Source organism: Mesorhizobium sp. BR1-1-4 (genome assembly GCF_020165375.1).
In the GTDB taxonomy this organism is placed as follows: Bacteria; Pseudomonadota; Alphaproteobacteria; order Rhizobiales; family Rhizobiaceae; genus Mesorhizobium; species Mesorhizobium australicum.
In genome coordinates this window covers 217,839-243,340 of record NZ_JAIUIB010000011.1, presented here as the reverse complement: position 1 = coordinate 243,340, position 25,502 = coordinate 217,839, and the positions used below count along the sequence as shown (strand labels likewise).

The window sequence follows — 25,502 nt, the reverse complement described above, 5'->3', positions numbered from 1 at the left end:
ATGGCGAAAGACGTTTTCATCGGCGGCTTTATCGCCCTGACCAGTGTTGCCGTCAAGTCGCGGATTCCGGGAAAAAGGTAGCGAGGGCTGGCAAACGCATCGCCCGGTCATGCGGAATCAGTCAGTGAAACATTTTATTAAACATGTCGGCACAGTCATGAAACATTCGCCGGCTAGATCACCACGCGTCACGATTTGGTCGGAATCAACCAGCAAACGCAGACACGGAAATGTTACCAGGGAAGAGAAACATGCCTCGAAGCAAGCAGGAAGCCAACCGCGCCAAGCAACCGGCGCTGGCCAACCACTATCGCGCAATCGGCCCGGCCGCCATCGTCGCCGCCCTTCTTCACACCGCCAAGAAGAAGAAGCCGGCGCAGAAGATCGTGTCGCCTCGCGCCGCCTGAGATGACGCGGCTGGCACAATCGCCGGCGATGAGGGCGAGAACAGGCGTCCTGAACATAGACTTCGACCGGCTTCGCTAGAACAGCGTCATCTGACTGTCGTCCGCGCTAGGTTTCTGGCGCCTGACCTTCTCGGGTTCCGGCCCGATTTCGCCCCTCTCTTGAATCTCCGGTCCAGTGTTGGCAACCTTGTTGACGAGGTCGGAGACAGGGATCGCCTCGAAGAAATCCGGCTGCGCCGGCCGCAGCAAATCGACGACATCGCGCGGTTCGAGCGTGCGGCAATCCAGCCAACGGGCAAAGTCAGAAATATCGACCACCACCGGCATGCGGTCATGGATATGGGCGATATCGGCGTTGGCGTTGACGGTCAGGATAGCGCCGGTGTCCATCTCCGAGCCACCGGGCTCGGCATAGGTTTCGATCAGACCTGCAAAGGCGATCAACCCGCCATGCCTGGGCCGGATCCAATAGGGTTGCCCCTTCTTGCCTCCGGTCTGCCGCCATTCGTAGAAACCGGATGCCGGCACCAGCGCGCGGCGATGGCGCATGGCGGCCTTGAACGAGGCCTTCTCGATCGCACCTTCGGAGCGCGCGTTGAACAGCAGCGGAAACTCCCTGGTGTCCTTCACCCAAGCTGGGATCAGGCCCCAGCGCACCAGCATCGGCTGCCGGTCCGGCAGATTGGAGCCTGGGGCTCGCGGCACGCCAGCGGTCACCATCAGGACCGGCTGTGTCGGTGCGATGTTGTAGCGGGCCGGGAAATCCTCCAGCTCCGCAAGGCCCAGCAAGGCAGCGGTCTGGTCCGGCGTGGCGGTCAAGGCAAAACGTCCGCACATGATCGATTGTGTCTTTCGAATAGTTCGGTGTTGAAAGTGGCGATCGAACCGGCGTTGCGCAACCGCTAAAGCTTGCCCATGCTGCCGGTCCACAAAAGAGCTGTCTCAAATGAGTTGATCAGGGATCGATGAACACAGCACGCAAGGTACTTCCGGCCGTCTCGGTAGCCGTCGTGCGCGGCGACACCGTACTCTTGGTCAAGCGGGCGCGTTCGCCCTCGCAAGGGCTCTACGCCTTTCCTGGCGGTAAGGTCGAAGCCGGCGAGACGCTGGAGGACGCGGCACGGCGTGAACTGATGGAAGAGACCGGCTTGCGCGCCGCCGGCTTTCGCCCGCTTCGGGAAATCCACATCGACGGCAGGTTAGACAGCCATCCGATCGATTATCTCCTCACGGTCTTCGGCGCCACCTATGCCGGTGGCGAGGCCGAGGCCAGCGACGACGCCGAGACAGCCGCCTTCTATACACTCAAGGAGATGACCCTGCTGCCGCTCGCCGGCTCGGTGTTCGCGGTCGCCGAGGAACTCCTCGGTCCCGTTCAAGCCCGCTGACGCAGCACTGAAAAACCGCCTTGCAGGCGACAAATTGTTTCGTCACAAGGCTTATGTTGTCTCGCCAGCCACGACGTCTCAGGCCATCAGGCAGACCACAAGGCCTAAGCCGTCAGGCAGAGAAGGTTTATGAACCGTCCGTCAGTGCTCCTTGCCATTTGCCTTGCCGTCAGCGCGGTCGTCCCGGCGCGGCCTGCCTTCAGTGCCGAGTCGCCGTTCGAGCCGGGGCTGATGCGATTGGCGGAAGTTCTCGGGTCGCTGCATTTCCTGCGCAATCTCTGCGGGGAGAAGGGCGACCAGTGGCGTGGCGAGATGGAAAAACTGCTCGATTCGGAAAACCCGGACCCAGAGCGCCGCGCCCGCTTCATCGCCAGCTTCAATCGCGGCTACCGTTCCTTCGGCACTTACACCCAGTGCACCGCTTCGGCCACTGAAGCCATCAGCCGTTACATGAAAGAAGGCGAGACGCTTTCGCGCGATATCGCCTCGCGGTATGGCAACTGAGCATTCATCAACAGATATCAGGCCCGCCGCCAGGGATCTCGATATATCCGGCTTGTCGCCGCCCACATCTTGGTGCAATTCTGATGTTGCACTTCTGCAACAGCGTTAATCAAACGTTATCACGCGAAGGCGCAATTAACTCAAACTGAAGGTTTTCGCCCCGCAGGCCAGCCTAATCGGCTAAGTTTGATCCGGGTTGAAACGCAGCTTCGCCAAACACACTTGGCCCCTGTAAATGACGATCAAAAAAATGTCGTATTTACAGATACTTACTTGGAGCTGCCTATGAATGGAACAGATCAAGCCTGATCCACACTGATGGGTTGCCGCTTGGAAGGGTGGACATCGCTTATGGAACATGCTGCCAACGACATCGACGCGCTGGTCAGGGAAGAGAAGCGCCTGACGGCGGTTGAGAGCCACAGCGAAGCCTGGGCGGAAGGCCTCTCGGCCGGCATTGAGCCAGAAATCATCGCCGAGGCGGCCCTTGAGACGGCATTCGGTGAAATGTTGCGCGCCAACGGCGAAACCTCGGCCCTTGCCCTGCTCGACCGCATGCGCGAGAAGGTGATCGCAGGCGCCTTCGAACCTGAGCGGCTGCGGCACTGAACCGATATCAGGTTCTCTGACGATCGAATGCCGTTCGGGTGTCATGCCCGGAAGTAGGGAGATACGGGCAGTGAATTTTCCGATGTCAGGCAAGCCGAAGGGCTTGGGCCTCTACATCCGCCTCACTGCTTGCTGTGCCGCGGTTGCCTTCACGACTTGCCTGGCCAGCAGTCCGGCTCAAGCGCTGAGCGAGATCAAACGCGAAGAGCTCCCCGCGCCAGCCACACCGTCGGAGGACGATGTTTCGCCGCCCGGAAGCGCGATTCCCATGCCTGACCCGGTGGGAACGCCGCCTTCGACAAGCCAGCCGGCCGCTCCCGACGCCGCTGAGCCGGACAGCCCATCGGATGGCGGCAGCAACAGGCCGCGTGTCGATCCCGAGGCACCTCTGCCGGAAGTCGTCTATGATCTCGGTAAGCTGCCCGAGCCCGTGCGGCGCATGCATGACTTGATCATCGAGGCCTGCAAGAGCGGCGACATCGAGAAGCTCAGGCCTTTGATCGGCAAGGGCGACAGCATGACCCAGCTGTCGCTGGCCGACATCGACGGCGACGCCATCACCTTCCTCAAGGGGCTGTCCGGCGACCCTGACGGCCAGGAGATCCTGGCCATTCTGGAGGAGGTGCTTTCCGCAGGCTACGTCCATGTCGACGCAGGCGCGCCACAGGACCTCTATGTCTGGCCGTATTTCTTCGCGCTGCCGCTGGACAAGCTCGACGCCAAGCAACGGGTCGAGCTGTTCAAGATCGTCACCGCCGGCGATTTCGACGACATGAAGCAGTTCGGAGCCTACATCTTCTATCGCGTCGGCATCACGCCAGCCGGGCAATGGACCTTCTTCGTCGCCGGCGACTGAAGGCCCCCCTGGCTGCGCCAGGATGCGAACAGCATCGTGGACGATGTTGCTATTTGAGCGGGCCGGCAGGTTTTGCACCTGACGTCGGCATCCGGCCAAATGCGAATGCTTTCGTTTCGAAGAACCGAAATAGCACCGCTAGCGCACGCGACGTGTCCGGTTTGATGTTGCAGATACGAGGCGAAAAACACCACGGGAGGACAATTCAGCCGGCAGTCAGAAGGATACCGTGACCGAATTCCCTGGCGAGTTCTGGATAAGCAATTTCTCGCGCGTCGTAAGCCGTGTCTGATCGACAAAGCGCCAATTGCGCTCGTACAACGCAAATGCTTCGTTGGCCGGGATCAGTCGCGCGACATCGCGATTCCACAAGAGCGCTTGCAGCTCTGGAAACTCGGCGGGGTCAATCATAGGCGCGACATGTGTCCGAATGATGCCTTGAACATAATGCGGAACGCTTAAAAATCAAAGACGTGACGCACAGCCACAGGTGGCTAACCCGGCAGCGCCTCGGAAAACTCCACCGCCGTCCCCTGGCCTGGCGTCGCGATTTCGCCGTCCCACATAATGCGCTGACCGCGAATGACCGTGCCGACCGGCCATCCCGTGACCTGCTTGCCGTCATAGGGGGTCCAGCCGGCTTTCGTGCCGGCCTGCGCGTTGGTGATGGTCTCGCGCCGCTTCATGTCGACAATGGTGAAGTCGGCGTCATAGCCGGCGGCGATGCGGCCTTTTCTGGCCATGCCGAAGATGCGCTGCGGGCCATGGCTGGAGAGATCGACGAAGCGCTGCAGGCTCAGCCGGCCGGCGTTGACATGGTCGAGCATGATCGGCACCAGCGTCTGCACGCCGGTCATGCCCGACGGCGAGGCCGGATAGGGTTTTTCCTTCTCGGCCAGCGTGTGCGGCGCGTGGTCGGAGCCGAGCACGTCGACGATGCCTTGCGCTATGCCAAGCCAGACGCCGTCGCGATGGCGTTTGTCCCGCACCGGCGGGTTCATCTGGATCAGCGTGCCAAGCCGCGCATAGTCGTCGGCGCTCAGCGTCAGGTGGTGCGGCGTGGCTTCACAGGTCGCAACATCCTTGTGCTGTTCGAGGAACAGGATCTCCTCGGCGGTCGAGATGTGCAGGACATGGATGCGGGCACGAACGTCGCGCGCGATGCGCACCAGCCGCTCGGTGCAGCGCAAGGCGGCGATCTCATCACGCCAGACCGGATGCGATGACGGATCGCCCTCGACGCGCTCGTCCAGGCGCTCGCGCAGCCGGAACTCGTCTTCCGAATGAAAAGCGGCGCGACGGCGGGTATTCCTCAGGATCGAGGCGACGCCTTCATCGTCCTCGACCAGCAGGTCACCGGTGGAAGATCCCATGAAGACCTTTATTCCCGCAGCTCCCGGCAAACGTTCGAGCTCGCCGACGTCCCTGGCGTTGTCGCGGGTACCGCCAACCCAGAAAGCAAAATCGCAATGCATGCGGCCGCTGCCGCGCCGGACCTTGTCGGCAAGCGTTGCCTCGCTGGTGGTCAGCGGATTGGTGTTGGGCATTTCGAAGACGGCGGTGACACCGCCCAGCACCGCGGCCCGCGAACCCGTTTCCAGGTCTTCCTTGTGTTCCAGTCCCGGCTCACGGAAATGCACCTGGCTGTCGACGACACCGGGCAGGATATGCAGGCCCCGGCAGTCGATCGTCTCGCCAGCCGATGCTTGGCGCAGATCGCCGATCGCGGCGATGCGCCCACCCTTCACGCCGATGTCGCGTGGCCCCTCGCCGTCATGATTGACCACTATGCCGCCTGTCAGGATGAGGTCGTAGGTCATGGTGATGCTCTCTTGCGGGGGGAGTGTCAGCGGCTTACGTAATGGCCAACCGTTTTGCAAGATCAGGCTTTTAATCCGCCCCATGCCCTTTGCCCTGCTGAAAGACCGCGCGCTCATCACCGTCTCCGGCCCGGATGCCGAGCATTTTCTGCAGAACATCCTGACCACCGATCTCGATACGCTTGGCAATGGCGAGGCAAAGCCGGGCGCGCTTTTGACGCCGCAAGGCAAGATCCTGTTCGACTTCCTGATCTCACGGGCAGGCGAAAACGCCTTCCGCATCGAATGCCGTGCCGATATTTCAGACGATTTCATTCGCCGGCTGATGCTCTACAAGCTTCGCGCCAAGGTCGAGATTGCGAAGTCGGGACAGGCACTTGTCACTGTCGCCTGGGGAAAAGAGTCAATCGCCCCAGAAAGTGATTCAACCGCGCTTGCCGACAGGCGCTTTGGCGACGAAGGCGTCACGCGCTTCCATGCCGGCACCGCGGAGGCTGGCGACATTGGCGCGTGGCAGGCCTTTCGCATTGCCCACGGCGTCGCCGAGAGCGGGGCCGACTATGCACTTGGCGATGCGTTCCCGCATGACGTGCTGCTCGACGAAATGGGCGGCGTCGGCTTCAAGAAGGGCTGCTATGTCGGCCAGGAGGTCGTCTCGCGCATGCAGCATCGAGGCACCGCCCGGCGGCGCGTTCTGATTGTCCAGGCTGGGCTTCCCCTGCCCTCTGCGGGTGCCGAGCTAACCGCCGGTGGGCGGCCGGTCGGCACGCTCGGCTCGAGTGCTACCGTGACAGGGCTCGCCATCGCCCGTATCGACAGGGTGAAGGCGGCGCTCGATGCCGGCCAGCCGATCCTGGCGGGTGACGTACCGGTGACGCTCATCATCCCCAGTTGGGCCAAATTCAGCTATCCGCAGGAAATCGCCGGCGCGGAGGAAGCCTGATGGCGGCAGACCGCGCCGGTGCGCCGCCACGGGCATGGCAGCGTATGCTGTCCGGCCGCCGGCTCGACCTTCTCGACCCTTCGCCGCTCGACATCGAGATCTCGGACATCGCCCATGGGCTTGCCCGCGTCGCCCGCTGGAACGGCCAGACCAGCGGCGAGCACGCCTTTTCGGTTGCCCAGCATTCACTGCTGGTCGAGGCACTGTTCAACGAGCTGGTGCCCCAGGCTGCGGCCGACGACCAACTGGCGGCGCTGCTGCACGATGCGCCCGAATATGTCATCGGCGACATGATCTCGCCATTCAAGTCGGTGATGGGCGGCAGCTACAAGGACTGCGAAATGCGCCTGCAGCGCGCCATCCATCTGCGCTTCTCGCTGCCGCCGGAACCGGGTGCCATTCTGCGCAAGGAGATCAAGCGCGCCGACCAGATCGCCGCCTATTTCGAGGCGACGCTGCTTGCCGGGTTTTCGACCGCCGAGGCGACCGAGTTCTTCGGCCGGCCGCGCGGTTTTTCCGCCGAGCGCTTCGACTTCGCGCCACGCTCGGTGACCTCAGCGCAGAATGCGTTCCTGAAGCGGTTTTCGGCGATCGAGAAGTCGCGGCATCACGTTCCGACGTCCGCGCTAGGATAGAAAACGCTAAATTAACCGGAAGCGTCAACAGTGTGGTGTTCGATCAAGCATCGCAGGGGCGCCTCATGCCCGTCGTGGATGTCAAGGGTGGTTCGGTCGTCCCGGAACGGGCGGCCGGAGGCATGGAACATCAGCGCCGCATGCAAGATGAGCTGCGCGAGCAGAACGAACGCTTTTCAGCTGCTGTCGAAAACATGTCGCATGGCCTGTGCATGTTCGACGCCGACGAGCGCATGATCATCTGCAACGGCAATTATATCAACATTTTCCGCCTCGACGCCAAAGTGGTACGGCCAGGTATCCGCTTCGTCGACATTCTGCGGCACAGCGTCGATATCGGGGTTGCCTCGCAAAGCGCCGAAGAACTCTACGCCATCCGCAAGCCCTATATCGACCAGGCAAAACCCTCAACTTACGAGGAGACGCTGTCTGACGGCCGCATCATCAACATCTCGCACCGTCCGCTTGCCCTGGGTGGGTGGGTTTCGATCTACGAGGACATCACCGAAAAGCGGCGCGCCGAGCAGGATCTCAAGGAGCAGCATCGCCGTTTCGACGCGGCACTCGCCAACATGTCGCAAGGCCTTCTGATGTACGACGCCGACGGCAAGATGATTGTGCGCAACAGGCGTTTTCTGGAGCTCTACAACGTCACTGCGGAGGACTTCCCGCTTGGAACGACGCACCGCAACGCGCTCGAACGATTGCTGGAACTCGGCATCTACATGAAGATCGACGTCGACAGCGAAGTCGCCAAAACCGAAGCCTGTCTGGCGGCGGCAAAGACGCATTCGGCCTACCGGCATCTGACCGACGGCAGGACGGTTCTGGTCACACGCCGGCCGATGAGCGGCGGCGGCTGGGTGGTGACTTTCGACGACGTGACCGAGCGCCGCCGAACCGAAGAGCGCATGACCCATCTTGCGCATCACGACACGCTGACCGGACTGCCCAACCGCTCGAAGTTTCGCGAACGGCTCGATCTTGCGCTGGAGGACGCGGCAGTCAAGCCGTTGGCGATCTTCTCGCTCGATCTCGACCGCTTCAAGGCGGTCAACGACACCTGGGGACACCCCGCAGGCGACTGGCTGCTGAGAAGCGTAGCCGAGAGGCTGCGGCATTGCGTCCGCAACGAAACAGACATCGTCGCCCGCTTCGGCGGCGACGAGTTCGTCGTCATGCAGTTCCATTTCAAGGGCATTGGCGATGCCGAAAAACTGGCAAAGCGCATCGTCGAAGCAATCGCAAAACCATTTAGAGACAAGAGTCGGGACATGCATGTCGGCATCAGCATGGGCATTGCCGTTTTCCCCAACGACGGCAGGGACGCCGACACGCTGCTGAAAAACGCGGATACGGCGCTCTACCGGGCGAAGAGCGAAGGACGAAACCTGTATCGCTTCTTCGAGCCCGGAATGGATGCTGTCGTGCAGGCCCGCAGGGCGCTTGAAGTAGACCTCGAGGCAGCACTACCGCGCCAGGAGTTCGATCTCCATTTCCAGCCCATCATGAACATCACTTCCGGCGAGATCACCGGCGCGGAAGCCTTGATGCGCTGGCATTCACCAGGGCGTGGCACTGTCGCGCCGGACGACTTCATCCCGGTCGCCGAAGAGACCGGGCTGATCGTGCCGCTCGGCGAGTGGGCGCTGAGGAAAGCCTGCGCAGAGGCCGCAAGCTGGCCACCCGGCCTACGCATTGCGGTCAATGTCTCGGCCGTGCAGCTCAAAAGCAACGGGTTTGCCCGCGGGGTGATCTCGGCGCTGGCCTTTTCCGGCGTTCCGGCTGGACGGCTGGAGCTGGAGATCACCGAAACCGTGCTGATGGACGAAAGCAAGGCCGTGCTGAAAACGCTGCGCCAGTTGCGTGAGCTCGGCATCCGCATCGCCCTGGACGATTTCGGCACCGGCTATTCCTCGCTCGGCTACCTCAGGCGTTTTCCGGTCGACAAGATCAAGATCGACCGATCATTCATTCGCGACATGGGCAACCGCGACACGGCGGCCATCGTTCGGACCATCATCGGGCTGGGTGCCGAGCTTGGCATCGTCGTCACGGCCGAAGGCGTCGAGACGGAGGCGCAACTCGACATGCTGCGCGACAATGGCTGTGTCGAGGCGCAAGGCTATCTGATCGGCGTGCCGTCAAAGCCGGCCGACATCCAGCGCCTGCTGAAGTCGCGTGCGACACGCAGCCAGACCGGCTGATGGCGTCAGCGCAAGTCAGCGCAGCGTTTCCAGGTATTTCTCATGGAAGCTGACATAGCCGGGCTCGACCACCTTCAGATGCCGCTCGATCAGCGCATGAAACCGCGGTAATTGGTGAAACGGAACGCCGGGATAGGCATGATGCTCGGCATGGAACGGCATGTTCCAGGCGAGCTTGCGCACCCCCCAGCTGGTCAGCGTCGTCCTGGTGTTTTCCAGCATGTTGGCCACCAGCGGGCAACGACCGTGCTCGGCCAGCAGATAGAGGCGCAGGAATGGCTGTCCGAGCAGAGCGGGAATGATCCAGACATAGAAAAGCACGGTGAGCCGGAAATAGACGGCGAGCAGAATGAGGACAGCGTAGAAGGCAATCATGGCGCGCGCCTCGGCCCGCACCTTGCGTCGGCCTTTCAGCGGTACATAGCTCTCCTGACTACCGCCAATCGCATTGGCGTAGAGTGTCTTGAGATGGCCCCACCACACCGGAAGCCCAGAGACGTGGACAATGTACTGCCGCAGGGTTTCGGGCTTCGGGGAGGCAAGCTCGGGGTCGTTTTCGGGATCCTGCGTGTACCGGTGGTGAGCGAAATGGAAGTAGCGGAACCAGTCGGCCGGCAGCGCGATGGCCAGGCTGCACAGCCGCGCCACGCCGTCGTTCAGCCACTGTGTTTCGAAAGCCGTGCGGTGCGCCGTCTCATGCAGCAGCGTGAACAGGAACACGATCAGGATGCCTTGCGGCAGCATCAGCAACGGCCAGAATGGGACCTCGGCCGCGATCAGTGATCCAATGAAGATAATCGCACCCAAGTGAGTGCAGAGCTGGAACAGGCCCGCAACATCGGACTTGGCCGTCAGGCGATTGCGCTCTTCCGGTGTCAATGAGGCGATAATGTCGCGATGGTCCATCGGCTTCGATCCAGGCTGAAGAATGATGAAGCCATTCTAGTCGACGAAAAAGCTTTCCAGAAACGACGATTTCTGCGATTTAGATAAGCTTACCTTACCTATCTAGCGATCATGGCCACATCCCCATCCCTGAAAGGACTTCAGGCTTTCGAGGCCGCAGCGCGCACGGGCAGCTTTACCGCGGCGGCGGAAGAGCTTTCGGTTTCGGCCGCCGCCGTCAGCCAGCTTATCCGCACCGTGGAGGTGCAGATGGAACGCAAGCTGTTTCACCGGATCAACCGCCGCGTTGTCCTCACCGAGGCCGGCGTGGAAATGCTGCCTCGGCTGACCGTGGCCTTCCAGGAGATCGGCAGCGTCTCGCGCGAACTGGGCGCCGATGCATTCCGCCCGCGCCTGGTGGTGTCGGTGCCGCCATCCATGGCCATGGGCTGGCTCTCGCAGCGCCTCGCCGGCTTTGTCGCAAGCCACGGCGCCGCCGACATATCGCTCCGGGGCGATGACGACCCGGTGTCGTTCGACCGCGAGTTGATCGACATCAGGCTTTCCTATGGCCCGCATTATCGCGAGCACCCGACCGAGGAGATCGCCCGGGACGCCGTCTATCCCGTCTGCGCGCCAGGGCTTGCCGGCATCACCAAGGCGGGGGGCGAGCCGCTCGCCGGGCTGCCGCTCATCCACACCGACTGGGGGCCGACAGGGGCATCGTTTCCGTCCTGGCCCAACTGGTTCGAGGCCGAGGGTGCTCACCCTGGCCGAGCGGCACGGCGCGGCCTTTCGGCCAATTCATCGCGCGCGGCCCTCGACCTCGCCATTTCGGGATTGGGCGTGGCGCTGGCGCAAGGGGTCTATTGTGCCGAAGCGGTGGAGGACGGCAGGCTGGTCCGGCCGGCCGGCGGCGCGATTGCATTGCGCCAGCCCTATTGCCTGACGGTTCCAGAGCGAAGCGCAAGCCGCGATGTCGTGGCCGCGTTCCGCGATTGGCTGGTCAACCAATGCCAGCGCGCGGTTGGCTCGCCGGCGCTGCGCTGACCGGGAGGGAGATGGTCAGAGGTGCCCGCTCAGGGCCGCCACCATGTCCTTGCTGGTCGCCACGGGCACGATCTCGAACTCGACCAGATCAGCCCATTCGATGACCCAGCGCTGCAGCGACGTGACATCATCGGTCTCCACCAGCAGGAAACAGCGGCTCATGTCAGCCGCGATCCAGCTGTGATGCACGACAAGCTCCTCCGGCTTCAGGCGGCCGCTGTCGCGGAACCGGCGGTAGATTTCCTTGCGGTCGCAGCCGGTGAAATCCTCGATGACGATGAACTGCATATTTCCCCTCGGATGATTACCGCCCCGGCCGATCGAGCCGCTCCAGGAACCACTGCGTCAGCCGCACCCAGACCTCGTCCTTCTCGCCGGAATCCTCCCAGCCGTGATCGAGGTTTGGATTGTCGTTGACCTCGATGACGAAGACGCCGTCCTTGGTCTCCTTGAGGTCGACGCCGTAGAGGCCGTCGCCGATGCAGCGCGCCGCCTTGACGGCGGTCTCGACGACATGGGCCGGCGTCTCCTTCAGCGTGAAGGTCTTGATGCCGCCTTGGTCGGGCTTGCCATTGGCCTTGTGGTTGACGATCTGCCAATGTTTCTTGGCCATCAGATAATGCACGGCAAACAGCGGCTGGCCACCGAGCACGCCGACACGCCAGTCATATTCGGTCGGGATGAATTTCTGCGCGATGAGAAGGTCGGAATCCTCCAGCCATTCGGTCGCGAGCCGCGTCAGTTCCTCCAGGGTCTCGCATTTCTTGACGCCGCGCGAGAAGGACGAATCGGGGATCTTCAACACTAGGGGAAAACCCAGCGTCTGTGCGGCCAATTCGAGGTCAGAGGTGCCGGCGATCATCACTGTCGGCGGCACCGGCACCTTGTTGTAGGCCATCAGTTCGTTGAGATAGACCTTGTTGGTGCAGCGGATCATGGACAGCGGGTCGTCGATGACCGGCATGCCTTCCTGCTGGGCGCGGCGAGCGAAGCGGTAAGTATGGTTGGAGATCGAGGTGGTCTCGCGGATGAACAGTGCATCGTAATTCGCGAGCTTGGCCAGATCTTTTCTGGTGATCGGCTCGATTTCGACCCCCATCTTTTCGGCGATCTTGGCCCAGTAGCGCAGCGAAGAGATTTCCGAAGGCGGCAATTCCTCATGCGGATCGACCAGCGTGGCGAAGGTGTAGCGCGCCGGCGTGCGGCCCTTGGTGTCGCGCCACTCGCGGTTGGTGTAGGTCTCCAGGCACTGGATGAAGCTTTTTTCCTCGTCCTCCGTCATCCGAGCCAGGGGGTGGAAGCCGATCTTGCGGATCGAAGCCCATTCGGCGCTGTCCTTGATATGGACTTCGAGCGCCGGCGCCCGGAACCAGTCGAACAACAGCTTGGCGAAACGGTCCCAGACCTTGGACGGGCCGATGCCGAAGAAGATGCAGACCTTCGCCGGAAATACACCGCCGAGATCCTTGCGGCATTTGTTGAGCGCCAGTTCCAGTTCCGGCAAGGCGTGCTCGTAGAGCTTGCGCTCCGATAGGTCGATCATCGTCTCCACAGTCGGGATGACCTTGTGGCCGCGCGAACTCGCCAGCAGCGAGGCATAGTAGCCGCGGCTCTGATAGCCGTAGTTGTTCGACAGGTTGATGACCTTAGGCCGCTGACCGCGAAACAGCGAGGGATGCGCGAGATAGTCGCGATTGGTGATGATCTTGTGCGGCGTCGCCACCTGGTCGAGATCGCTCTGCCTGCCGGTAAGAATGACCCAGGTCATTATCTCTTTCCCAAAGTGATGGCGGCACGCAGTCCGTCGCGGCCGAACTGCGCCATGTTCATGAAGATGCCGTAAGGCACGGGAATGTTGGCGGCATCAAGGATGGTTTCCTGCCTTTCATCCTCGACCCACGGATCGTGGATCAGAATATGATCGCCATCATCGCCGATGGCCAGCACCCAGTGCGGCACCTTCTTGCCGAACATCAGGAAGCCGCTGATCAGCACCAGCACCAGTTTGCCCCCGGCGAGAGCCGCCCTGATATCGTCGATGGTGAATGGACGGTAATTCACCGGGATGCCGTAAAGTTCCGCGCGGCGGCGAAAGTCGACCTGTGCCAGTTCCATGACCCGGCGCTTGTCCTCGCTACGCACCGACTGCAGGAACAATGCGCCGTAGAAGGAAACGTAAATCTCCGCCGCAAGCCCGCTTTCGTAGCCCGAGACAGCCAGGCCGAATGGTTCGCAGCCGCCCGGTCCTGACATCATGAAGACGGTCGTCGCCTCGCGCCAGAGTCGGATTTCCATCACAGGGTCGGGCACGAAGCCACGATCGAAATTGGCCATGGCCATCATCAGGCAGCATGGACCGCAGGTGAACTCGCAGGTCTGCTGATAGAATGGCACCCTGGTGGCGACCGGAAGGTCGCCGCGCAGGGTTTTTTCATAGCGCAGTGCCGTCGCGCCGTCCTCGTAGTAACCGGGCTCGCGGCCAATCTTGCGGTAGCCGGCCTGTTCATAGATGCTGATGGCACGGCCATTGTCCTCGCGCACTTCGAGACGCAGCATCATGCGGTCGTGTTCGAAGGCTGCCTCTTCGGCCGCGGCCAGCAATTGCCGGCCTATGCCGAGCCCGCCGAAAAACGGTCCGACGGCGATCGAATAGAGCCGTGCTACCCCACTGCCCTTCCGAAACAGCACGATCGCATAACCGCCGACGCGGCCATCGATTTCGGCGACCAGCGTCTCGGCGGTCTCGCGCTCGATGAACAGGCGGAAGGAGCGGCGGGAAATGCGGTCGCTCGAGAATACAGCTTTCTCGATGGCGGCGAGGTCATCGACGTCAGACGCGCGGGCCGTGCGGATCTCGGCAGGCATGCGGCTTGAGAAAACCTCGATTGCGTTGCGGCAACGTCCCCGGTCGAAAAGCGTCGCAAACACCGGCCGAAGCGCCGGTATTCATCAAGCGCTATCGCTCCTTGATTAGGGCCGAATTGTGACACTTTCCGCGACGGCAGGGAAGCTGACAAGCTTTGAACGGAATCGCTGTTTTCATGCCAGCCGACCGCGCAAGATCGCAGCCGGCTCAGCTGGAGAGACCGGCCAGAAGCTGGCCATACGCGCTCTTGGCCACGGCCGCCAACTGCTCGCGCGGCAGCGAACCAACGACGGCACAGCCATAGCCTTTATCCAGCCAGTAGACGGCCTGCGGACCGTCCTGCGCCGAAGCATAGGTGCCCTTGGCATTCTCGGTCGATTCCGCCGTCACGAAGAGGGATATGCGCTCGCCCTTGTCGTCTTCGTAGAGCAGCATCGCGGCCTTGCTTTCCCCCGCCGGCAGCAACCGGCCGCCAACCAGTTGGAAGCCGTTCGCGCTCAGGTCCGGTGCCACCAGTTTCAGGCCGACCCGACTGGACAGCCAGGTCTGCAGATGATCCTTGTCGCTGGCCGGCACTTCCACCGCGTGCCGCTTCTCGGCGGCATAGATGACATGGGCGGCGATCGCTTGTTCGGCGAGCTGATCCTCCGCCGGATCCTCCTGCCCGATCCCTCCGATACCCGCAAAGTAGCCGCCAAATCCGCCCGTGGCGAGAAGCACGGCCGCGGCGGCGGCAAGCCACCAGCGTGAGCGTGGCACTGCTGCCTTAACAGGCGCTTCACCGAGCACCACCTTGCGCAAGCGCACTGGCACCACCTCGTCCAGCACGCCGGCGAAGGCCGAGCGCAACGCCTCCCGGTCGGCGGTGAAGCGGGCGCTCCTGGCCTTCATCTCGGGATTGGCGTCGAGCCAGGCATCATAGGCGGCGCGCTCATCGGCCGGCAGTTCGCCGTCGAGCGCCATATGGATGTCCCGTTCGGAAAAATCGCGGCGGATCATTTCTCGACGATCCTTATGGCGCGGCGGCGCGCTGTGTCGTCCAGCAGCCCGCGCAATTCCTCACGCCCCCGCGCGATGCGCGACATCAGCGTGCCGGCGGGAACACCCAGAATGTTGGCAGCCTCGGCATAGGAAAAGCCTTCTATGGCAACCATGACAATGGCCGCGCGGCGATCGGGGCTGAGCGCCTGCAACGCGTCGATGATCTCGCGCGAAGCGATGCCCTCCAATTGTTCGGGCGGCTGGGCAACCGCCTCGCCCGCCTCCAGCGGCAGCATCGCCGCTTCGCCGCGGCGGTTCACCTTGCGCATCTGGTCGATGAACAAATGATGCATGATCGTAAACAGCCACCTCCTGGGGCTTTCTCCCGTCTGCCAGTTGTCGAGCCGCAACAGCGCGCGCTCAAGACAGTCCTGAACGAGGTCGTCCGCAGCATCACGGCCGCGCAGAAGCGAGCGTGCGTAGCGGCGCAGGCGCGGTATTTCGCCAAGGATTGCTGCCTTTTTTTCGTCCATGACCGCTGGTTCTGAGGTCGCCCTTGTTGATCCGATAGAACGCGCCTTCCCGGCACGGCGCAAGCAGCCAGCGCGAAGCGGTCCACCGCTCCGGTCACCCAAGCAACGAGATAACGCCGGCGGATGCCGGTTTATTCCCGCACAGCGTTGAATTCCGGCTATTATTGTTCGCCGGCCGACAATTTCTCCTTTGCCGCCCGCGTCAGCAGCCGCTGGTAGAACAGGCCGATGCCGATCAGAACGGCGCCGAGCCCGATAAAGGACAGCGCCCTGAGCACCCCTTCCAGTTCCGACATGTCGAACAGGAAGACCTTCAGGACGGCCACCGCGATCAGCGCGGCTGAGGCGATGCGCAGCACCTGCGATCTCAGCCAGACGCCGGCGGTGAGCAGCGCCACGCCGATAACCAGCCAGAGCGCCGAATAGGTATAGGTCTCCAACTGCCCAAGGCCGCTCCACATGCCGATGAACTCGCCCTTGAACAGGCGCCTGACCGAAAGCGTGGCATAGGCGAAGGCAAGCAGCGCCGCCATCAGCGCCAGCATGGCCGAATACCATTTCGGCCGCTTGCCCCTGCTATAGAGCGCCAGACCACCGGCGGCGACGGCCGGCAGGAGATAGGCGAGGAACAAGAGGTTGAAGACCGGGATCCGGCCGGTCGATTCGTCCGTGAACAACGGATTGAGCACCAGGAAATGCTGGATGACGATGAAGGCGGCCGAGAGCACGCCCACCGCCATCGAACCATAGCGCAGCACCGAGCTTGGCGAGCGCCTGTCGATGGCGATCAGGATGGCGCCGGCACCGACGGCGATCAGCGTGTAGATCGCCTGTTCGGCGAGCGTCGGCGCATCGCTGTTGATGACGCCGCCATGCATTGCGTGACGCACCAGCATGGCGAGCGTCAGCAGCGCAAACAGTGCCGCCGCCGCTTCCATGGCCAGGCGTGGACGGCCATCGGTGGTGCGGGCGAGTTGCCAGGCCGCGAAGCCGAAGGCGAGCGCCGGCACGCCGTAGCCCGGCAGCAACCAGTTGAAAACCGGTGTCGTCGACAGGAATTCGGCGCTGACGATCGTCGGATCGACGGCGGCGCGGCCAAGCACCGCGATGACAGCGGCGACCGAAATCCAGCCGAGCACAGGATAGGAGCGCCAGCGCGTGGCGAGCGCCGGCACGATCGCGGCGGCACCAAGCAGGATGGTGGTCCAACCGGAATCAAAAGCCATATGCAGCATCAGGAGGCCGGCGACTGCCGCGCCGCCCAAAACAAACGACACTGCGGCTCCCCCCTTGTGCGGCGGTTCCTCGGCCCGCGCGATCCACTCGCCGCCCGCGGCGAAGACCAGGACCAGCAGGGCCGCGACGGCGGCATAGACAAAGTCGCGGTCGAGATTGCCGAACGTGAACCAGAGCGCCAGCAGGACGATCAGCGGCACGATGACACCCCATGCAGCCCAAGAGGCTGCTCGGATCTGCGCCGTGGCGGCGAAGCGGCGCGCGGCCCACAAACCAGCGGCGACGAAAACAAGACCGAGACCAATACCGATACGCAAGCTCAGCGCGTCAGCGGTGGCCAAGGGCACCCCATCAACACCCAAAGCGCCGCCCGAAAAGTCGGAAGCGATAGACGTTGGCGGGATGATGCCGAGATAGATCAGCACCGTCACCAGTCCCGCGCCATAAAGCAGTGGCAGCGCCAGTGGGCGGTAGAGCGCGACCGCTATCATCACGACAAGCAGCACCGCGCCCGGCAAAGCATCACCGGCAGCGGCGAAGACCGGGTCAACCGAGAGGCCAAGCGCCGAGAAGGCGACGAACAGTCCAGGCACGATGGATGGCCAGTCGAAAGTCCCTGCTAGCCCGGTGTCGCCGCCACGGCTGCTCAGCCAGACAAGGGCAAGCACAGCCAGCGTTACAGCGTCGATGAGCAGTATGGCGGAGAAGTTCGCGCCCGGTGCGTCGGTCATGTAGAGGATGGTCCAGACGCCGGTACCGAAAAAAGCGGCCGCCATCAGCGTCTTCCAGTCGCGCATGCGGGCGATCACGCCAGTGGCGGCGAGCACGATGGCGAGATAGCCGAACAACGCCCACGGATTGGGCGCCTGCGAAGCGATCAGCACCGGCGTCACCATGGCGCCGACGAGACCGATGCCGGCCAGCGCCTGGCCATGGACGAGAGCGGCGGCTATGGTCGCAACGCCGATCGCACCGAGCAGCGTGAAGGCAAGCGCCGGGCCGATAAAGCCGTAAATGCCATGGGCGGCATAGACGGTGCCGAACAGGATGAAGGCGCCGGCCGCGGTCAAGATCGCCGGAATATAAGCGCCGGCAATACCTTGCACCGGTACCTTGAAGCCGGTGCGGCGAATGAACTCGCCGCCGGCGACCAGCACCAACCCGAGCACCGCCGCCATGGTGAGCCGCACGCCGGGTCCGAAAATGCCGGCCTCGATGGTGTAGCGGATCAGGAACAAGCCGCCCAGAGCCAGCGCGATGCCGCCGACCCAGACCGCCCAACGCGTGCCGAGCGCGGTTTCAACGTCGGACTGGCGAGCGGCTTTGGCGACCGCTGCCGGCGCGACCTCTGGCGTTTTCGGTGCGATCTCGGGCGCGCTCCAAGGGCCGGGCCCTCCGGCCGGGATTTCCGCGTCCGTGGCCTGTAGCGCGGGTGCCGGCTCGCCGATTGCCGCCGGGGCGATGTCGGCTGGCGCGGCCACCGGAGCCGTGTCGGCCCTGCCCTGCGCCGCCTCCAGTTCCGACGGCTTGACCGTGGGCGATACCGCGCCCGAAAGCACATGGCTGCGCAGTGCGCCAAGCTCGCGCTCGATCAGGCCGATGCGGCCCTGCTGACGCGAAATGATGACGAACAAGGCAATGATGGCGACGAGGCCGATCAGGCTCTCAAACATGGCGGTTCCCCCAAACCAGGCCAGTTTTCACTGACGCTTCATCTCACTGACATTCAAATACGGCGGCTAAACGGCTGAAAATTCAACGTGCCGCCAGATTGGCGGCTGGAAATATCGAACATGTCTCGGTACCGAAAGCCAGCAGCTTGCCGCCGGCATCCTTCAGCGTCGCTTCCGAAACGGCAAGCGTGCGGCCCTTGTGAACCACCTTGCCTTCGCAGACAACCTCACCGGTCCTGGGCGTGATCGGCCGCGTCAGGTTCACCTTGAACTCCGCAGTCGTGTAAGCCTCGCCCTTGTCGAGCAGAGTCTGCACCGCGCACGCCAACGCTGAATCGAGCAGCGTCGCCGCCCAGCCGCCGTGAACGCCGCCCAGCGGGTTGAGGTGGCGTTCGTTCGGCACGCCCCGGAACACGGCGCGACCTTCCGATACTTCGGTCAACGCGAAGCTGAGCTGGAAGGAGATCGGTGGTGCCGGGTATTTGCCGTCGACGATTCGCTGCAGCAATTCCAAGCCGGTGTATTTCAGGATGTCGGCATGAGGAATGGTGCCGAGGCCGAGCGGCGAGACCCGGCCCGGATAGAGTTCGACTTCGCTCATCGGATGATTTCTCCGGCCGTGCTCTCTCCGGCGATGGGCTTCTGCGCTGCGTGGTGCTTGCGCAGTGCGGCCAGAAAGCCGGCGCGCGCATCGGGCTGATCGATGCCGCGCGGCTCGTAGACGTGGCGGGTGAAGAAGTAGCCGGTCAGGCGGAATGCGTCCGCCATCGCCGCATGATTGGCGCGCTGGCCGGAGCCGCGCTGCAGGAAGGCGGGCAGCACCAGCATCTTGTCGTGCCACGGCGCCCCGGCTTCACGCGACACCGCGCGCCCAGACTTAGGCGAGACATAGGCCAGATCCTGCCTCGAGCCGGTGGCGGCGCATTGGCTGAGATCGAGGCCAAAGCCGAGTTCATCGAGAATCAGGAGCTCGAAGCGCGCCACCAGTTCGCCGGCGGCATCTGCGTCGTCGAGATGAACGATCATCACCGAAAGCGCCTCGTAGAGGCCGCCATGGGCATCGCGCTCGGGCAGCAGGCGCAGATGCGCCGCCATCGTCTGAAGGCCGTAGACGGCAACGGCACTGTCCATCAGCCGGGCGGCGTTCATCTCGATGGCTTCGGCCTGGAATGTGCCCAGATGCTCGTCGAGGCGCGCACGCCACAAAAGATCGACGCGATTGCCTGGCTGGAGAACAGGCTGCTGCTTGCGCGAGCGGCCACCGCGCACGAGGCCGAGATAGCGGCCATGGGCGCGCGTCATCACCTCGAGAATGGCGCTGGTTTCGCCATGCCTGCGGGTGCCGAGAATGATTCCCTCGTCGCGCCATTCCATATCAGGAGCTTTTCACCGATCGGGTGGCGAAATCAAGGTATGGGTCTGGCGCCTGTGCCGGCTCTCGCAACGAGGCATAAAAAAGCCGCCCGCAGCAATGTGCTGCGGGCGGTTGGTGAGGTCAGTCGATCCGTTAGAAGTTGCGCTGGAAGCGGACGATGCCGCCGACGCTGTCCTTCTTGTCGGCCTTGGACCAGTTGCCGTAGATGGATGGATTGCCGAAATTGCCGTAGTGATCCCAGTCGACTTCGGTCGTGACCGTGAAGCCCGGGACGATGGTGTATGCGACGTTCGCGGCGAGAGCATAGTTCTTGTCGTCGTCAGCCGAAGCCTGGACGTTGAACGAGGTCTTCTCGTTGAACTTGTAGGTACCGCCGCCCCAGACGGCCCAGTTGCCGCCCCACGGCTTGTACTGGCTGCGGCCATGTACGTCGATGGCATTGTGGGCGTCGTCTGTGAGGTTGTCGTCGGTGCCGTAGCCGCCCATGATGAACAGCGACAGTTCCTTGCTGACGTTGACATCCAGGCGAACCTTGCCGGCCACTTCCTCGTAGTTGCTGTCATAGGCGACAACACCGGTGATCGCGCCCCAGTCGCCCTTGTACTTCAAGCCGCCGACGACATGCGGAACATAGCTGTCGATGGTGTTGACGCCCGTGCCTTCTTCGAGCGAGACCACGCCCGTGAAGCCGCTGCCAGCGTCGAAATAGTACTGGACGACATTGGTGTCCTTGACGCCGTACGGGATGATCGTGTCCTGGATGACGTTGCCCGCGTAACCGATGAACTGGTCGTATGCAGTTTCATCCTTACCGACGCGCAGGCCACCGAGCTGTATCCAGGCGAAGTTGAGGCTGGTGGTTTTGTTGCCGGCCTGCCAGGAGGTCGAGGAGCTTCCATCATAGTCGCCCGAGGAGTTGCCGAACTGGAAGCGGGTCTCGGTGAAGGTCTTCAACGTGCCGAGTTCGGTTTCCTGGCCGGTATACGTCCTCAGCGTGAAGCGCATGTTCTTGTAGTAGGTGTCGTGGTTTCCACCGTCCATGTGATCGCCAACGTTGTTGACGCCATCCAGCGTGCCGGAATCGCCGACGCCGATGTCATAGCGGAGATAGCCGCCGATGCGCAGGCAGGTCTCGGTGCCCGGGATGTAGAAATAGCCGGCGCCGTAGACGTCGCAGATCTTGACGTATTCGGCCGGTTCCGGTTCGGCGACGACAACCGCGTCCGCGGCGCGCGCGCCGGACACCGCGATCAAAGCCGCGGCTGAGCCGAGAAGGAGGCTCTTGATGTTCATTTTCTGACCTCTCCAGTCAAGTTTGAAAAAATGGCTTCTGAATTGTGGCTGGCGGATATGTTTTCCCGCCTCACCCCCACAATGAAAAAGGCCCGCACCGCGTCCCCTTTTCGCGGCGAACATACCCACCAATCGTCCACCTTCAATGACAATTCCATAAATGCGCTGGATTCTCGCCACAGATTAAATACGTGTTGCACAAATAACACTAATGAGAGCTTGCTTGAATTTAAAATGGCACAAATGGAACATCGTCATATTTTTGTAATAATTAAGTGTATCCTTCTGCATATGCCAGTTTACTCTATGAATTCGGTCTTTTAAGCTCTAAATCTAAAATAAATTGAGAAATTTGTAATTTCTGTCCTCGTATCGCTATCGGCGCGAAAACAACACCATCAGCAGATCCAGATCACGGCGCGGAAAGCCGGCCTCAGCACGCGTCGCCGCTTCGTTGGCGGCTTGCAAGAATCTGAGTTGGTCTCGCGCCAATCGCGGGCCGCATGGTGGAGCCCGCGCTTCGCCTTAGTCTGCTTCCCAGCACCCCGGGCGGTTCGCGGTTCGCGTAAACCGCGACGTGCTCCACAGCACGTCGCGGCGAATCGGATTCGCCGACCTGCTGTAAGCTTCTGATTTTGTCGTTGTCCCGGAACCGAGGACTCTTCCGGGCGACATGCATTAGCCTCACGCCCAATGCTTGTGGTCGGCCACCGTGCGATGACGCGCCAGGATTTTTTCGGCCTTAGCGGGGGAACTCCAGCCCCATCTCGCGGTAGCGCTCGGGATCATCGCCCCAGTTCTCGCGCACTTTCACGAACAGGAACAGGTGCACCTTCTGTTCCAGTATGCCTGATATTTCCATCCGCGCGGCCTGCCCGATGGCGCGGATGGTCTCGCCCTTGTGGCCGAGCACGATCTTCTTCTGGCTGTCGCGCTCGACAAAGATGGTCTGGTCGATGCGCACCGAGCCGTCCTTTTTCTCTTCCCATTTCTCCGTTTCGATGTGCGAGGAATAGGGCAGTTCCTGATGCAGCCTGAGATAGAGTTTTTCGCGGGTGATCTCGGCAGCCAGCTGGCGCATCGGCAGGTCCGAAATCTGGTCTTCCGGATAGTACCAGGGGCCGGCCGGCAGCGCCTGCGCCAGATAGTCGAGGAGGTCCTTGCAGCCGGAACCGGTCAGCGCGGAGACCATGAAGGTGCGCTGGAACGGCACTTTCTCGTTCGCTGCCGCAGACAGGGCCAGCAGCGCCTCGTGCTTGACCCGATCGACCTTGTTGAGAATCAGCACCATCGGTTGGCGCACGTCCTTCAGCCGTTCGAGGATGGCATCAGCATCGCCCCTGATGCCGCGCTCGGCATCGATCAGCAGCAGCACGATGTCGGCGTCCTTGGCGCCTCCCCAGGCGGTGGTCACCATCGCGGTGTCGAGCCGCCGCTTGGGCTTGAAGATGCCCGGTGTGTCGACAAAGACGATCTGCGCGTTGTCGTGCGTGGCGATGCCGCGCACGATGGCGCGTGTCGTCTGCACCTTATGGGTGACGATCGAGACCTTGGCGCCGACCAGTTGGTTGACCAGCGTTGACTTGCCCGCGTTAGGCGCGCCGATCAGCGCAACGAAGCCGGAGTGCGTGACGGGAGCGGCTGCGGTGTCTTCGGCGGTCATGCCGCGCTCCCCTTATTGGCCCACACGCCTTCGCGCACGAGAAATGCCGAAGCCGCCGCTTCTTCGGCCGCCCTGCGGGAGCCGCCGGTACCGACGGAAGGTGCAAAGCCGCTAACCTGCAAAGAAATAGTGAAGACCGGCTGATGGTCGGGCCCTTCGCGTTTTTCGATCACATATTCGGGGCGCGCGTCACTCGTCTTGGCAATCCATTCCTGCAAATCGGATTTCGGATTACGTGGCTTCGTCACAACCGTGCTCGAACGTGGCTCCCAATAACGCAGAACGAACCGCCGCGCGGCGTCGATACCACCATCGAGATAAACTGCCGCGATTAGGGCTTCGACGGCATCAGCCAGATAATTTCCGCCGGAGCCGCGCGATCGCGTCTTCAAGGCGGCGTCGGCCCGGACCAGATTCTCCAGCTGCATCTCGATGCCGACTTCCGAGCATGTCTTTGCATCGACCAGCGCATTGAAACGGGGCGCGATTTCACCTTCCGGTGCATCAGGGAATTTCTCGAAAAGCATATCGGCGACGACAAGACCAAGCACGCGGTCGCCAAGGAATTCAAGACGCTGATTGTTGCTTGCCGCCTTGACCGCGCTGGAATGCGTCAAGGCGGTCTCAAGTAAGCGGATGTCCCTGAAAACATGGCCGGTCCTGGCCATCACCAAACCGGCCAGAGTCTCGCCTGTCGGGCGCTTCAAGGCCATCAGTTGACGAAGTGGAACAGGCGCGAAGCGCGCATCAGCGACGGCCATTTCCAGATTTCGAGCGGGCTAGCCTTGCCGGCGATCGAGAAGAAGACAAGGTTGGCGCGGCCGACCAGGTTCTCGGCCGGAACATAACCGACGGTGAAACGGCTGTCGGCGGAATTGTCCCTGTTGTCGCCCATCATGAAATAGTGGCCGGGGGGCACGTCGAATTCGCGGGTGTTGTCGCCAATCGAGTTCGGCGACAGGTCGAGCGTGTCATAGCTGACACCATCGGGCAGCGTCTCGCGATAGACGTCGATCGGATAATCCTTTTCCGTGATGTCGGGATTGTCGATCTGGCCCGTCTTGACGCGCGGCACGCCAACGCCATTGATGAAGACTTGGCCATCCTTCATCTGGATCTTGTCGCCGGGCAGGCCGATGACGCGCTTGATGTAGTCGACGGACGGATCAGGCGGGAACTTGAACACCACCACGTCGCCACGCTTGGGCTCGGAGCCCCAGATGCGGCCCGAGAAAATGTCCGGTCCAAAAGGCAGCGAATAGCGTGAATAGCCGTAGGACCATTTGGTGACGAACAGATAGTCGCCTTCCAGAAGCGTCGGCCGCATCGAGCCCGACGGGATCGAGAACGGTTGGAACAGCAGCGTGCGAATGACCAGGGCGAGCAAAAGCGCCTGGACGATGACGCTGACGGTTTCGCCAAGCCCGCCGGATTTCTTCTGAGATTTTTCAGCCACGCTCATGTCGTCCTCGATTGTGCGTTGGATGGTATAGAGTCTCGGCGCGCGCTGGGCAACGTCCATGCCGGTCGTCAGATGCAATCAATGTGGCGCTTCTTCGACCGGTAACGCCTCTATGATCACAAAGGCTTGAGCGAGCGGGAAATCATCCGTGATGGTGAGGTGGATCGCCGCCCGATGACCTTGAGGCAGGATCTTTTCCAGCCGCGCCAGCGCCCCGCCGGTCAGCGCCATCGTCGGCGCACCGCTGGGCAGGTTGACGACACCCATGTCACGCCAGAAGACCCCTTGTGCCAGACCAGTGCCCAGTGCCTTGGCGCACGCCTCCTTGGCGGCAAAGCGCTTGGCGTAGGAAGCTGCGCGGGCGCGCCGGTTCTCCGAACGCGCCTGTTCCACCTCGGTGTAGATCCTCTGGATGAAGCGCTGGCCGTGACGCTCAAGCGATTTCTCGATGCGTGTGATGTCGATCAGGTCGCTGCCGATGCCGATGATCATTGGGCGGCGGAACCGACGCTTCCGCCGGGATGAGGCGAATGCTCACGGCGTCTCGCGCGCTCGGCCAGCCGCTTGCGCCGCTGTTCGCGGAAGACATTCATGCCCCAGCGCGTGATGCCGTAGAACACCAGGCCGAACACCAGCCCGAGCGGCACCGCGCCGATCAGCATCGGCTCCAGGACGGGATGCCATAGTTTGGCGAAGGACAGCGTGTGCAGCATCTCGCCCAGATGCGCCGGCGGACCGTGTGTCGGCAGGCGATCGTGCAGGATGAGCTTGCCGGTTTCCCAGGATGCGCCCCACAAGAGCGGAAAAGTCAGCGGATTGCCGAAGAATACGGCTCCCAGAGCGGCGGCCACCAGATTGCCGGCGATCACCCAACACAGAACGGCGGCAATGATGAAGTGGAAACCGACGGGGAAGAACGAAGCAAAGACACCCGCGGCGACGCCGGCCGCCACCGCATGCGGGGTGGCCTTCAGCCGCAGAATGCGCTTGGAGAAATATTGAAGCGAGCGCGAAAACGAACGGCGCGGCCACAGATAGGTACGCACCCGCTCGAAAAGGCCATCAGGCTTGCGGCGACGAAAAAGCACTCTCTTCCTATTCCCGACAGTTCACAGC

Annotated in this window: 26 protein-coding genes and 1 pseudogene; 9 read left to right on the top strand and 18 right to left on the bottom strand. The window is 62.3% G+C overall.

Annotation, left to right across the window (positions count from 1 at the left end; all coding sequences use genetic code 11):
- The first annotated feature begins 251 nt into the window (after positions 1-251).
- Complete coding sequence (locus tag LB571_RS23750; RefSeq protein ID WP_015318552.1) at positions 252-407, top strand: hypothetical protein; 156 nt, start codon at positions 252-254, stop codon at positions 405-407.
- Between the two features lie 75 nt (positions 408-482).
- On the opposite strand, the gene LB571_RS23745 is transcribed toward LB571_RS23750, so the two are convergent.
- Complete coding sequence (locus tag LB571_RS23745; protein ID WP_140718304.1) at positions 483-1,244, bottom strand: SOS response-associated peptidase; 762 nt, start codon at positions 1,242-1,244, stop codon at positions 483-485.
- A 128-nt stretch (positions 1,245-1,372) separates the two neighbouring features.
- Between LB571_RS23745 and LB571_RS23740 the strand changes: the two genes are divergently transcribed.
- The 4 genes from LB571_RS23740 to LB571_RS23725 all read left to right on the top strand — a co-directional run bounded on the left by LB571_RS23740 (position 1,373) and on the right by LB571_RS23725 (position 3,764).
- Positions 1,373-1,795, top strand: coding sequence for an NUDIX hydrolase (locus tag LB571_RS23740; protein WP_015318554.1), 423 nt, complete (start codon positions 1,373-1,375; stop codon positions 1,793-1,795).
- A 129-nt stretch (positions 1,796-1,924) separates the two neighbouring features.
- Positions 1,925-2,299, top strand: a complete 375-nt coding sequence (locus tag LB571_RS23735) for a TIGR02301 family protein (protein ID WP_015318555.1) — start codon at positions 1,925-1,927, stop codon at positions 2,297-2,299.
- A gap of 351 nt (positions 2,300-2,650) precedes the next feature.
- Positions 2,651-2,908 carry a hypothetical protein gene (locus LB571_RS23730; RefSeq protein WP_015318556.1) on the top strand — a complete coding sequence of 86 codons (258 nt, stop codon included), beginning with the start codon at positions 2,651-2,653 and terminating at the stop codon, positions 2,906-2,908.
- 70 nt (positions 2,909-2,978) lie between these two features.
- Entirely contained in the window at positions 2,979-3,764 is a 786-nt protein-coding gene (locus tag LB571_RS23725) for an alanine and proline-rich secreted protein Apa (RefSeq protein ID WP_224598420.1), read from the top strand.
- Between the two features lie 205 nt (positions 3,765-3,969).
- On the opposite strand, the pseudogene LB571_RS23720 reads toward LB571_RS23725, so the two are convergent.
- Together LB571_RS23720 and LB571_RS23715 are read right to left on the bottom strand one after the other, a co-directional pair.
- Positions 3,970-4,175, bottom strand: a pseudogene (locus LB571_RS23720) (hypothetical protein).
- Between the two features lie 83 nt (positions 4,176-4,258).
- On the bottom strand, positions 4,259-5,584 hold the full coding sequence (locus tag LB571_RS23715; RefSeq protein ID WP_263484568.1) for a dihydroorotase: 1,326 nt from the start codon (positions 5,582-5,584) through the stop codon (positions 4,259-4,261).
- An 82-nt stretch (positions 5,585-5,666) separates the two neighbouring features.
- Between LB571_RS23715 and LB571_RS23710 the strand changes: the two genes are divergently transcribed.
- From LB571_RS23710 to LB571_RS23700, 3 genes are all read left to right on the top strand, one after another.
- Positions 5,667-6,527: a YgfZ/GcvT domain-containing protein gene (locus tag LB571_RS23710; protein WP_224598417.1), complete on the top strand. Its 861-nt coding sequence runs from the start codon at positions 5,667-5,669 to the stop codon at positions 6,525-6,527.
- A complete protein-coding gene (locus LB571_RS23705; protein WP_224598414.1) occupies positions 6,527-7,162 on the top strand; it encodes an HD family hydrolase in 636 nt (211 codons plus the stop codon). Before LB571_RS23710 ends, LB571_RS23705 begins: the two co-directional genes overlap by 1 nt.
- A gap of 65 nt (positions 7,163-7,227) precedes the next feature.
- Positions 7,228-9,369: a putative bifunctional diguanylate cyclase/phosphodiesterase gene (locus LB571_RS23700; RefSeq protein WP_224598410.1), complete on the top strand. Its 2,142-nt coding sequence runs from the start codon at positions 7,228-7,230 to the stop codon at positions 9,367-9,369.
- A 15-nt stretch (positions 9,370-9,384) separates the two neighbouring features.
- Here the strand turns inward: LB571_RS23700 and LB571_RS23695 are convergent, their stop codons facing one another.
- Positions 9,385-10,275, bottom strand: coding sequence for a fatty acid desaturase family protein (locus LB571_RS23695; RefSeq protein WP_015318563.1), 891 nt, complete (start codon positions 10,273-10,275; stop codon positions 9,385-9,387).
- Positions 10,276-10,386: 111 nt separating this feature from the next.
- Between LB571_RS23695 and LB571_RS23690 the strand changes: the two genes are divergently transcribed.
- Positions 10,387-11,304, top strand: coding sequence for a LysR substrate-binding domain-containing protein (locus LB571_RS23690; RefSeq protein ID WP_224598408.1), 918 nt, complete (start codon positions 10,387-10,389; stop codon positions 11,302-11,304).
- 15 nt (positions 11,305-11,319) lie between these two features.
- On the opposite strand, the gene LB571_RS23685 is transcribed toward LB571_RS23690, so the two are convergent.
- From LB571_RS23685 to LB571_RS23620, 14 genes are all read right to left on the bottom strand, one after another.
- Positions 11,320-11,592: a DUF3303 domain-containing protein gene (locus LB571_RS23685; RefSeq protein ID WP_224598404.1), complete on the bottom strand. Its 273-nt coding sequence runs from the start codon at positions 11,590-11,592 to the stop codon at positions 11,320-11,322.
- A gap of 16 nt (positions 11,593-11,608) precedes the next feature.
- Positions 11,609-13,072, bottom strand: coding sequence for a RimK family alpha-L-glutamate ligase (locus LB571_RS23680; RefSeq protein ID WP_015318565.1), 1,464 nt, complete (start codon positions 13,070-13,072; stop codon positions 11,609-11,611).
- Positions 13,072-14,169 (bottom strand): peptidase C39 family protein, encoded by a 1,098-nt coding sequence (locus tag LB571_RS23675; RefSeq protein WP_140663080.1) that lies wholly within the window; start codon positions 14,167-14,169, stop codon positions 13,072-13,074. Before LB571_RS23675 ends, LB571_RS23680 begins: the two co-directional genes overlap by 1 nt.
- 208 nt (positions 14,170-14,377) lie before the next feature.
- Positions 14,378-15,169, bottom strand: coding sequence for an anti-sigma factor family protein (locus tag LB571_RS23670; RefSeq protein ID WP_140663082.1), 792 nt, complete (start codon positions 15,167-15,169; stop codon positions 14,378-14,380).
- The gene (locus tag LB571_RS23665; RefSeq protein ID WP_140618480.1) at positions 15,166-15,684 is read right to left on the bottom strand and encodes an RNA polymerase sigma factor; all 519 of its coding nucleotides are present in this window, start codon (positions 15,682-15,684) and stop codon (positions 15,166-15,168) included. Before LB571_RS23665 ends, LB571_RS23670 begins: the two co-directional genes overlap by 4 nt.
- Positions 15,685-15,845: 161 nt before the next feature.
- Positions 15,846-18,593: a DUF2339 domain-containing protein gene (locus tag LB571_RS23660; protein ID WP_224598400.1), complete on the bottom strand. Its 2,748-nt coding sequence runs from the start codon at positions 18,591-18,593 to the stop codon at positions 15,846-15,848.
- 82 nt (positions 18,594-18,675) lie between these two features.
- Entirely contained in the window at positions 18,676-19,194 is a 519-nt protein-coding gene (locus tag LB571_RS23655) for a PaaI family thioesterase (protein WP_015318570.1), read from the bottom strand.
- Positions 19,191-19,967 (bottom strand): DNA repair protein RecO, encoded by a 777-nt coding sequence (recO, locus tag LB571_RS23650; RefSeq protein WP_140663085.1) that lies wholly within the window; start codon positions 19,965-19,967, stop codon positions 19,191-19,193. The genes LB571_RS23655 and recO overlap by 4 nt, the downstream gene beginning before the upstream one ends.
- 133 nt (positions 19,968-20,100) lie before the next feature.
- The gene (locus LB571_RS23645; RefSeq protein WP_140618485.1) at positions 20,101-21,261 is read right to left on the bottom strand and encodes a porin; all 1,161 of its coding nucleotides are present in this window, start codon (positions 21,259-21,261) and stop codon (positions 20,101-20,103) included.
- A gap of 742 nt (positions 21,262-22,003) precedes the next feature.
- Complete coding sequence (gene era / locus LB571_RS23640; protein ID WP_015318573.1) at positions 22,004-22,924, bottom strand: GTPase Era; 921 nt, start codon at positions 22,922-22,924, stop codon at positions 22,004-22,006.
- Positions 22,921-23,637: a ribonuclease III gene (gene rnc, locus LB571_RS23635; RefSeq protein WP_140663269.1), complete on the bottom strand. Its 717-nt coding sequence runs from the start codon at positions 23,635-23,637 to the stop codon at positions 22,921-22,923. Before rnc ends, era begins: the two co-directional genes overlap by 4 nt.
- Positions 23,637-24,386: a signal peptidase I gene (lepB, locus tag LB571_RS23630; protein WP_027144187.1), complete on the bottom strand. Its 750-nt coding sequence runs from the start codon at positions 24,384-24,386 to the stop codon at positions 23,637-23,639. The genes rnc and lepB overlap by 1 nt, the downstream gene beginning before the upstream one ends.
- Before the next feature lie 78 nt (positions 24,387-24,464).
- Complete coding sequence (acpS, locus tag LB571_RS23625; protein ID WP_015318576.1) at positions 24,465-24,878, bottom strand: holo-ACP synthase; 414 nt, start codon at positions 24,876-24,878, stop codon at positions 24,465-24,467.
- Entirely contained in the window at positions 24,875-25,474 is a 600-nt protein-coding gene (locus tag LB571_RS23620; protein WP_015318577.1) for a DUF2062 domain-containing protein, read from the bottom strand. The genes acpS and LB571_RS23620 overlap by 4 nt, the downstream gene beginning before the upstream one ends.
- Positions 25,475-25,502 lie beyond the last annotated feature (28 nt).